This is a genomic window from Neobacillus bataviensis, assembly GCF_019969725.1.
Genome location: NZ_JAHXYW010000033.1, coordinates 1 through 4,461 on the forward strand (window position 1 = coordinate 1; position 4,461 = coordinate 4,461).

Annotated in this window: 4 protein-coding genes and 2 pseudogenes; 5 read left to right on the forward strand and 1 reads right to left on the reverse strand. The window is 33.5% G+C overall.

Annotation, left to right across the window (positions count from 1 at the left end; genetic code table 11):
* From LC455_RS31840 to LC455_RS30715, 5 genes and pseudogenes are all read left to right on the forward strand, one after another.
* Positions 1 to 120 (forward strand): annotated as a pseudogene (locus LC455_RS31840) (barstar family protein); the annotation flags it as partial.
* A gap of 156 nt (positions 121 to 276) precedes the next feature.
* Positions 277 to 750, forward strand: coding sequence for an SMI1/KNR4 family protein (locus tag LC455_RS30700; RefSeq protein ID WP_223596767.1), 474 nt, complete (start codon positions 277 to 279; stop codon positions 748 to 750).
* Positions 751 to 966: 216 nt separating this feature from the next.
* Entirely contained in the window at positions 967 to 1,452 is a 486-nt protein-coding gene (locus LC455_RS30705; RefSeq protein WP_223596769.1) for a DinB family protein, read from the forward strand.
* Positions 1,453 to 1,727: 275 nt separating this feature from the next.
* Complete coding sequence (locus LC455_RS30710) at positions 1,728 to 2,000, forward strand: hypothetical protein (RefSeq protein WP_223596771.1); 273 nt, start codon at positions 1,728 to 1,730, stop codon at positions 1,998 to 2,000.
* 499 nt (positions 2,001 to 2,499) lie between these two features.
* Positions 2,500 to 2,985, forward strand: coding sequence for a hypothetical protein (locus LC455_RS30715; RefSeq protein WP_223596773.1), 486 nt, complete (start codon positions 2,500 to 2,502; stop codon positions 2,983 to 2,985).
* Positions 2,986 to 3,154: 169 nt separating this feature from the next.
* Here LC455_RS30715 and LC455_RS30720 read toward each other — a convergent pair.
* Positions 3,155 to 4,389: pseudogene (locus LC455_RS30720) on the reverse strand (IS110 family transposase).
* Positions 4,390 to 4,461: the final 72 nt, after the last annotated feature.

The following is a 4,461-nucleotide window of genomic DNA, read 5'->3' on the forward strand; positions in this document are numbered from 1 at the left end:
TTTATGGGATGGTCTGAATTAGAAAAAAATCTGCCTCGTGATACTAAAATAATGAAAGAGTGCCTGCGTAATTACAATAATGATTTTCCAAGCTGGAAGAGTGAATTCTTATTCAACTAATGGGTGCGATTGTTTAAGATAATGGCTGTCACTTTGGCAGCCATTTTCTTATTCAACTAAAGTAAGCAGTTTAGTTCAACAAGAATTATTACGATAAGCAGGATTTTATTGGACTTAACCGAACTCTAAATAGATAAATAAAATGGGAGTATGAAAATGAAAAATAATGAAATAATTATCGAAGCCAATAGGCTTGTAGAAAGAATTAAGTTAAAATATCCCGATTTCGTTGGCAAAACGGCAACCAAAAGTGATTTAGCAAAATTAGAAAAAGAACTTAAAATAAAATTGCAAGAATGGTATATCGAATTATATATAACAGTCCCTTTAATAGATGCAGAGTTTGGAATTCAAGAAGATGAACCTGATGAGGATTATGATGGGGTTTCATATATTATATGGGGTGGTGTGGATGACATAATTGATGAAAGCACTAAATATGAACCTGGAATATCGGTATTAGAAGATGGATTTGTTTTTTTAGCAAGTTGTTCCCACGGAAGCGGTGACCCTATATATGCAAAACTAAATTCAAAGCAGCCAAGCGTATTTCGAATATACCACGATGATTATTCTAAAAATCAATTAGCAGAAGACCTTACTTCTTTATTTAAGAATGCAATAATTTAACCAGTTCGGTACTATACACGTTGTTCCACTAACGGGTGCAAGAGTTTAAGATGGATCGCTGCGGCGGTCTTTTTTTGCTTGTTGTACTAACGAAGCAGGATTGTTGAAAAAGGAATTCAACCTAAGTTTGTAGAAATAGTAATATTTAACAATGTTTGGCATTGCTCTTATAGTATTTTACAGTTAAATTATTTTCAAAATGGGGAGGGGCATTTTTTGCAAACTTTTTTTAGATATAACTGGATGGTAAGAGAAGACTGGTATCGTTGGTGTGAAGAGTTAAGTGAAGAAGAACTTCTGCGGAACCGAACTGGTGGAATGGGAAGTATATTGCACACACTTTTCCATATTGTTGATGTCGAATGGAGCTGGATTCGTCTCTTACAAGGTAAAACTGACTTTCAGGAGAGTTTCGATAGTTATAATAGATTGAACAAACTTCGAAAATTGGATGCTGAATTTCATTTAGAGGTGGAGAACTTTGTAAACAACTGGGATGCTAGTATGGAAAATCAATTATTTTATGATACCTTGCCAGATGGAAGAATTGTGACGGATACTTGGGGTGAAATAATGCGACATACTATTGCTCACGAAATTCACCATATAGGGCAATTATCAATTTGGGCAAGGGAATTAGGGAAAAAGCCTGTTTCTGCAAACCTTATAGGTCGGGGTCTTTCCTCTCTTTCGAATAAATAATTCAAATAGATAATAATTTAGTCGGTTTCTATATATATTGGGTGTGATCCTTTAATTAGAAATCGCCTTTTCCATGTTTTGCTCCAGGTCAGTTTTGTGAAGCAATATGAGTTTGTGAGGAATTGTACTTAAAGTAACGGGTGCAAGAGTTCAAGAGGATCGCTGCGGCGGTCTTTTTTGCTTGTTATGCTAACGTAAGCAGGTTAGTGAAAGAAGGATTGGTCTGATTCATTATAGAATTAATAGTTATATGTAGGAGTTGGAGTTGAGGTAGAATGATTAACTTTTTATTTGAATTATTAGGTCTAGCCCTAGATGGAGGTAGTACAGGTTTAGACACAAGGAAAATTGACAGAAACATTGAACGATTAAAACAACAAGGTTGGTTTAAAAGCATATACGAAGATGAGAAGTATCATAGATTGTTTTTTACAAATAGACACATAAGGGCTTATTTACAAAGTAATTTTCGAGTAAATAAGATTATTAGCAATGAGAAAGCTCAAAAAAAATTATTGAACTTGCTTGATGAACAATTGTTAAAGTAAATCTGTAAATTGGTTGAAGACGAGTCCTTATTTCTTAGCAGTTTGTTGGAAAAGTAAATAAGATTGTGAAGAAAGGTACTTAAAGTAACCGGTGCAAGAGTTCAAGATGGATCGCTGCGGCGGTCTTTTTTTTGCATGTTGTACTAACGATGCAGGTTAGCTCAAGATGGGAAACCATATTCAATAAATTGAAAAATCACTGATTAAACACCAGTAACTTGATTTAATAGTTCTGGTACAAATAAAGATTTTTGGAGAGAGAATCAATATTTGATTGATCACAACAACACTCAGTAAAAAATCCTAAAACATAAAAAAGGCTGCCAAAAGGAATTATTCGGCTGCCTTTTATCTGTATCTCATTAATTTTTATAAAATTCCGTTTAGGAAATATCAATGTTTTTAAAGCTAATCGGCATATATATTTTAAATTAACAAATAATAATTTTGAATTTTAGAATATATAGGTTTCGATAGTCAATCTTAAAGGGGCCACACTATGGAAAAGTTTATACAAAATTTAGATTTGTCATCAAAAGGTTTATGGTTCCCAATTACTTTAGGTACAATCTTTTTGATTTACATATTGTTTATGCCAAAACGATTAAGTTGGGGAGAAATTTATTTTATCTTTGGTACAACTGGCTTTGTAGCAATAACAATAGATGTGTTCATTATGTTAAATTACTTGGATGTATTTGATTTAGGTCGTGATCCAAAACAAGAAGGGATTGGTGATTTTATATGTTACGGTATCATTCCTTCTTGTTTTGCTGTAATATTTCTTAACTATTTTAGACAGGAAAAGAAATGGATATATGTTACCATTTTTACCATCTTGTCCAGCTTATCTGAATGGCTGCTTGTTCAAGTTGAATATATGAAGTTAAAAGGATGGCATACCTGGTGGTCTATCCCTGTATTTATTATAGTTTTTGGGTTTTGGTTACCTTGGCAATTAAGGTTAATACGAAAAGAGTCATAATTAATTAAGATTGTGAAGGTTTCTACTTAAACTAAACCAGCTAATAGTTTGTCAATATTTTTCATTAAAAATCTTAAAAGGCACATGATATACTAAAAGTAAGCATGCCAAATAACCTTCCTAACTAAGATTATTGGAAGGTTTTTCATTGCATAGTTTTATTTTTCATTTAAGCTATATCTTGGAAAGTTGAGTTACTCTTTAAAAGCGCATATATCCATTGTAAGAGCTTATTTGACATGCTATTACAGCTACCTTATAAGGCTTTCCTTCTTCGCGTTTCTTATCATAGAACTCTCGTAACCTCTTGTTGCGAGGGATAATATCTTTAGTCGTTTTCTTTTTACGACAATCACGAATGGCGCATTTAACAGCCAGATATAATGCACGCCTTAGCCTGCTGGACCCTCTTTTTGTTATTCTGTTTACAGTTCCTTTGAACCTTCCTGATTCAAAGATGCTAGGGTCAATTCCTGCAAATGCTATTATTTTTTTAGGGTGATTAAACCGATCTATCTCACCGATTTCAGAAATAATCGTTGCCGCGATTTTTTCTCCGATACCAGGGATGGATTGGATAATCTTATATTCTATAAGTTCTTTTGCTAAAGCATCTATCTCAACTTCAAACACAGATAGGTGCTTTTGGTATTCTAAAAGCATATTGATATACATTTTAAGGATTAAATTATGGCTTTGATATAAGGTTTTCTGAAAAGGATTCCTTGATGCTGCAGCTTTCAGCTCCTTAGCCTTAGTATTCGCCCACATTCGAGAACGACTATTACAGTTTTCCTTTATTCTAGCTGCTATTGTTTCTTCGCTAGTTTCTAAGACATCGTTAGATGTAGGAAATTCTAATAAAGTTTGTAAAGAAACAACTGAATATAAGTCCCCAAAAACACCTCTATACTCGGGAAAAACCTGATCAAGAACTGCTTGAAACTGTAGCTTAGCTTGTACAAATATTCCTGTTAAGTTTTCGTATTGTCTTGTAAGATTACGAAGGTTTAAGAGTTGAATTCCACGTTTTTTATACGGTTCTAAATCCTCTTTATAGTACAATTCACAGAGATGATTAGCATCGGTTATATCTGTTTTTACTTTCCTCAAACTCGAGCTCTTGGCACGATAGGAGATAAGAGGATTTACAATAATTAATAAATAATCTCTGTCCTCAAAATACTGAACAACTGGAGTATGATAATGCCCTGTAGCTTCCAGAACAATTGGAGGTTTAACTCCTGTTAAGTTCTCAATTTCTCTTAAAAATTGATGTAAAGTATCTAATCCATCAAGAGTATGTGATACTTTAAAGCTACTTTTGTAAGGTTTTTTCTTATCCAAGAAAGCTTGAACCTGACTTTCACCATTTGCTACATCCAGACCAACGACTGGATTCATTTTAAAACTCCTCCTCTAATAATTAAACTCACCGGTACCCCTAATTCCTTCTTGCAGTATCATAGCTTCGCT

Excerpts from the sequence above, each read along its gene's own strand:
- LC455_RS30700 (WP_223596767.1), top strand. The coding sequence starts at position 277 with ATGAAAAATAATGAAATAATTATCGAAGCCAATAGGCTTGTAGAAAGA.
- LC455_RS30715 (WP_223596773.1), top strand. The coding sequence starts at position 2,500 with ATGGAAAAGTTTATACAAAATTTAGATTTGTCATCAAAAGGTTTATGG.
- LC455_RS30710 (WP_223596771.1), top strand. The coding sequence starts at position 1,728 with ATGATTAACTTTTTATTTGAATTATTAGGTCTAGCCCTAGATGGAGGT.